Source organism: Stenotrophomonas sp. STEN030 (genome assembly GCF_056759995.1).
In genome coordinates, this window is record NZ_JBRREB010000103.1 from 1 (window position 1) to 4,961 (window position 4,961).

The 4,961-nt window shown below is 61.9% G+C and carries 4 protein-coding genes; all 4 read right to left on the reverse strand.

Features of this window, described 5'->3' with window-relative positions; translation table 11 throughout:
- Positions 1-158 precede the first annotated feature (158 nt).
- On the reverse strand, positions 159-1,004 hold the full coding sequence (locus tag ACVOLR_RS19805) for an ABC transporter permease subunit (protein ID WP_296253173.1): 846 nt from the start codon (positions 1,002-1,004) through the stop codon (positions 159-161).
- Positions 1,001-1,927, reverse strand: coding sequence for an ABC transporter permease subunit (locus ACVOLR_RS19810; RefSeq protein ID WP_481537954.1), 927 nt, complete (start codon positions 1,925-1,927; stop codon positions 1,001-1,003). Before ACVOLR_RS19810 ends, ACVOLR_RS19805 begins: the two co-directional genes overlap by 4 nt.
- Positions 1,924-3,054, reverse strand: coding sequence for an ABC transporter ATP-binding protein (locus ACVOLR_RS19815; RefSeq protein WP_481537955.1), 1,131 nt, complete (start codon positions 3,052-3,054; stop codon positions 1,924-1,926). The genes ACVOLR_RS19810 and ACVOLR_RS19815 overlap by 4 nt, the downstream gene beginning before the upstream one ends.
- A 478-nt stretch (positions 3,055-3,532) precedes the next feature.
- Positions 3,533-4,657 carry a polyamine ABC transporter substrate-binding protein gene (locus ACVOLR_RS19820; protein ID WP_481537956.1) on the reverse strand — a complete coding sequence of 375 codons (1,125 nt, stop codon included), beginning with the start codon at positions 4,655-4,657 and terminating at the stop codon, positions 3,533-3,535.
- Positions 4,658-4,961: the final 304 nt, after the last annotated feature.

The following is a 4,961-nucleotide window of genomic DNA, read 5'->3' on the forward strand; positions in this document are numbered from 1 at the left end:
GTTTTTTTTTCTCCTCCGTCGCCTCCCGGCGCCGCCCCCCCCCCCCATATTTGTTTTTTTGCTTGCCCGGCCCCCCCCCCGCTTTCCGGGGCCCCCCCACTACATTGGCATTGCAGGTGAAGCCTCTGCCGAGCATGGCTCGGCACTACATTCTGACCTCAGCCGTTTTCCTGTAGCGCCAGCTGCATGTCACGCTGGCGTCGCTTGTCGGCGCGGGCTGAAATCCACCAACCCAAGACCGCGACCGTCGATACCGCCAGCACCATCAGCGTGGCCAGGGCGTTGATCTTCGGGCTCACGCCCATGCGCACCGAGGCGAAGATCTTCATCGGCAAGGTGGTCGAGCTGGGGCCGGCGACGAAGCTGGCAATCACCACGTCATCCAGCGACAAGGTGAACGCCAACAGCCAGCCAGACAGCAGTGCCGGGGCGATGATCGGCAAGGTGATCAGGAAGAACACCTTGAGCCGGTTCGCGCCCAGGTCCATCGCTGCTTCTTCCAACGAACGGTCCAGCTCCTGCAGGCGCGAGGACACCACCACCGTCACGAAGGAAATGGTGAAGGTGACATGCGCGATCCAGATCGCCACCACGCCTTTGGACGGCAGGCCAAACAGGCCACCCATCGACACCAGCATCAGCAGGATAGACAGGCCGATGATCACTTCGGGCATCACCAGCGGCGCCGTCACCAAGGCACCGAAGATGGTCTTGCTGGGGAAGCGCTTGAAGCGCGTCATCGCCATCGCCGCCATGGTGCCGATCACCATTGATGCACTGGCTGTCCAGAACGCGATCTTGATGCTGATCCAGGCCGCCTGCAGCAGCTGACGGTCGCGGAACAGCTCACCGTACCACTGCGTGGAGAAGCCCGCCCATACCGTCGCCAGACGCGAAGAATTGAACGAGTACACCATCAGCAACAGGATCGGCAGGTACAGGAAGGCAAAGCCGAGCAGCAGGATGCTCCAACCCAACCAGGAACTACGTCGGGTCATGCTCATGCCAGCTTCCCTTCCAGCTCACGCTGCTGCGAACGGTTGAAGATGATGATGGGGATCAGCAGCAACAGCAGCATCACGATCGCTACCGCCGAGGCCAGCGGCCAGTCGCGGTTGTTGAAGAACTCGCCCCACAGCACGCGGCCGATCATCAAGGTATCCGGGCCACCGAGCATTTCCGGAATGACGAACTCACCCACCGCCGGAATCATCACCAGCATGCAGCCAGCAATGATGCCGCTGCGCGACAGCGGCAAGGTAATCCGCAGGAAGGCCTGCCAGGGCTTGGCGCCGAGGTCGTAGGCAGCTTCCAACAAGCGATTGTCGAGCTTGACCAGGTTGGCGTAAAGCGGCAGCACCATGAACGGCAGATAGCAGTAGACGATGCCGACGTAGGCCGCAAACGGGGTGTAGAGCATGCGTATCGGCTCGTCAATCACACCCATGTTCATCAAGGTTCGATTGATCAGGCCATTGCTGTCGAGGATGCCGATCCAGGCATAGACGCGGATCAGAAACGAGGTCCACGACGGCAGCACCACCAGCATCATCGCGATGTTGCGCGCCGATGGCGACATGCGTGAGATCACGTAGGCCATCGGGTAGCCGATCAACAAGGTCAGCAGCGTGGAGATCACCGCGATCTTGATCGAGCTCAGGTAGGCCACCACGTACTGGCTGTCGGTGAACAGCGCTGTGTAGTTGCCGAGGTTGAGATTGACCGTGAACGCGCTGTCCACGTATTCCACGATGGAGGTATACGGCGGCATCGCCACCGCCATCTTGGCGAAGGAAATCTTCAGCACGATCAGGAACGGGATCGCGAAGAACAACAGCAGCCACAGGTAGGGCACGCCGATCACACCCGCGCGCGCACCCGGCAGCCAACGCCGCCAACCGCTGGTGAGTGGAGTGGTCGCGCTCATGAGGTCAGCACCACGCCGTCGTTGTCGTCCCAGGACACCCAGACTTCATCGTTCCAGGTGATGCCGTCACTGTCCCAGCGCTTCATGTTGGCGAAGTTGGACAGGATCTTGGCACCGCTGGGCAGGCGCACGTGGTAAACCGAGTGGCTGCCGAAGTAGGCAATGTCCTCGACCACGCCAAACGCCTTGTTGGTGTCACCCTCGGGCTCTTCCTTGGCGATATGCACCTTCTCAGGGCGCAGCGCAAAAGCCACCGGCTGGCCTTCGTAACCGGTGATGCCGTGGCCAACGTAGATCGGCGCCGGGAAGTCGGCGGTGCGCACGGTGACGTATTCGGGCAGATCCTCGTCGATCACGCCTTCGAAGGAATTCACCGAGCCGATGAAGCCAGCGACGAAACGATTGGCCGGCTGCTCGTAGATGTCGTCGGGCTTGCCGATCTGCTGAATCCAACCCTGGTCCATCACCGCGATGCGGGTGGCCATGGTCATGGCTTCTTCCTGATCGTGGGTGACCATCACGCAGGTCACGCCGAGCTGCTCGATGATGTTGACCAGCTCCAGCTGCATCTTTGAGCGCAGCTTCTTGTCCAGCGCGCCCATCGGCTCGTCCAGCAACAACAGCTTGGGGCTCTTTGCCAGCGAGCGGGCCAAGGCCACACGCTGCTGCTGACCGCCGGAAAGCTGGTGCGGCTTGCGCTTGCCCAGTTTCTCCAACTGCACCAGCTCCAGCATCTCGCCAACGCGGCGGGTAATGGCGTCTTTGGCCATGCCGTCCTGCTTCAGGCCAAAAGCGATGTTCTGCTCCACCGTCATATGCGGGAACAGCGCATAGGACTGGAACATCATGTTGATCGGCCGCTCGTAGGGCGGCAGCGCGGTAATCGGCTGGCCGTCGAGCAGGATCGTGCCCTTGGTCGGGGTTTCAAAGCCGGCCAGGCAGCGCAGCAGAGTGGACTTGCCGCTGCCCGAACCGCCCAGCAGGGCAAAGATCTCGCCCTTGCGCACGTCCAGGTTGACGTCATCGACGGCGACGAAGCCATCGAATTCCTTGCGCAGATCGCGGATGGACAAATAGCCGGGCTCGCCGTTCAAAGCGATGGCCTCTGGCTTGGCGTCAACGGGCATGTAGGGCTCCGGAAGCAGGCAGATGAACAAACGCGCGTAGTGTAGCCCCCCGTTTTTGCTGGCGACACCGCCAGCTGTGGCGGTTGGGGCTCACTTGAAGCTCTGCGCCTTGTGCGAGCGGCGTCAGCCGCGAAGCTGGCAATGCCCGAAGGGCCACGGAGCTTACCCCTCCCCAACTCTCCCCTTGGCTGCGCCAAAGGGAGGGAGCCAAGCCTTGCGGCCCGCAAACCCCCATGTAGTGCCGAGCCATGCTCGGCAAGGCCTTTGTAGGAGCGGCGTAAGCCGCGAAGCCGATAATGCGTGAAGGACCACGAAGCTACCCCTCCCCAGCCCTCCCCCTTGGCTGCGCCAAAGGGAGGGAGACATGCCCTGCCTTGCCTTCTCCACTGGCAACCGGCAGCGCGCGAGCGCCACAAACAACAACGCCTCCCTACGAGAGGGAGGCGTTGCAAAGATCAGACGCCAAACCTGTCTGAAATCAACGACCGGTCTTAACCTCGGTCCACAAACGGGTGTACAGCTTGTCCGTCTCCGGGGTGTTGATCGCATAGGTGAACATCTTGGCCGCAACATCTTCGGCCGGGTAGATGGTCTTGTCGTCGCGGATGGCCGGATCAACCAGCGAGGTCGCCGACTTCACCGGGTTGGCGTAGTGGGTCACGTTGGTGTTCTTGGCCGCTACCTCCGGCTCCAGCAGGTAGTTGATGAAGGCATAGGCATTGCCCGGGTGCTTGGCATCCTTGGGGATGGCCAGCATGTCGAACCACTGCGGGGCGCCTTCCTTCGGGATGGAATACGCCACTTCCACGCCGTTCTTGGCCTCTTCGGCACGGTCACGGGCCTGGATGATGTCGCCCGACCAGCCCACCACCAGGCAGGTGCTGCCATTGGCCAGCGAACCCACATACTGGGAGGAGTGGAAGTTCTGCACGTACGGGCGGATCGACTTGAGCAGGTCAGCCGCCTTCTGCAGCACGGCCGGGTCTGCACTGTGCGGGTCTTCGCCCAGGTAATGCAGGGCCACCGGGATCATGTCGGCCGGGGTATCCAGCAGGGTCACGCCGCAGTCCTTCATCTTGGCGATGTTTTCCGGCTTGAACACCAGGTCCCAGCTGTTGGCGATGTCGGCGCTGCCGCCAAAACGCTCTTTCAGCTTGGCCACGTTGTAGCCGATGCCGGTGCTGCCCATCATGTACGGCACGCCGTACTGGTTACCCGGGTCCTGACCGGCGATGCGCTGCATCACCGCCGGGTCGAGGTTGGCCAGGTTCGGGATCTTGCTCTTGTCCAGCGGCAGGAACACGCCGGCCTGGATCTGGCGGCCGAAGAAGTTCAGCGTCGGCACCACGATGTCGTAGCCGCTGTCGCCGGTCAGCAACTTGGTCTCGACCATCTCGTCGCTGTCGAACACGTCGTAGGTGACCTTGATGCCGGTCGACTTCTCGAAGTTCGGGATGGTGTCTTCGGCGATGTAGTCCGAATAGTTATAGACATTGAGGACCTTGGCCTCGCCGCCTTCAGCGGGCTTGGCGCCGGGTTCCTTGCCGCCGCAGGCAGCAAGCAGGGAAATGGCGACACCAACGGTCAGAATGCGCAGATTCATGGGTTCTCCAGTGTGATCCGGGAGCGGTATGGGGGACCGGCCAAGCCGGGAGGTGGGGATATTGTCCCATCTGCGGCGGCTTCGTGTGTAGAAGATGGGTGTAAGGCTTGTGGGAGCGGCGTGAGCCGCGAAGCTGACATCGGCTCAGCGCCAGAAATGCCCGCGACCTGACAGCCTGCGAGCTTCGCGGCTTACGCCGCTTGTGTCTGCCAGGCGAGTAGATTGCAGTTGAGAGCGGAGTGCGGTAGCCCGTTACGACGCGGTGCGTGCAAGCACGTGTAGGAGTTGGGGCGCCGCACTCCAT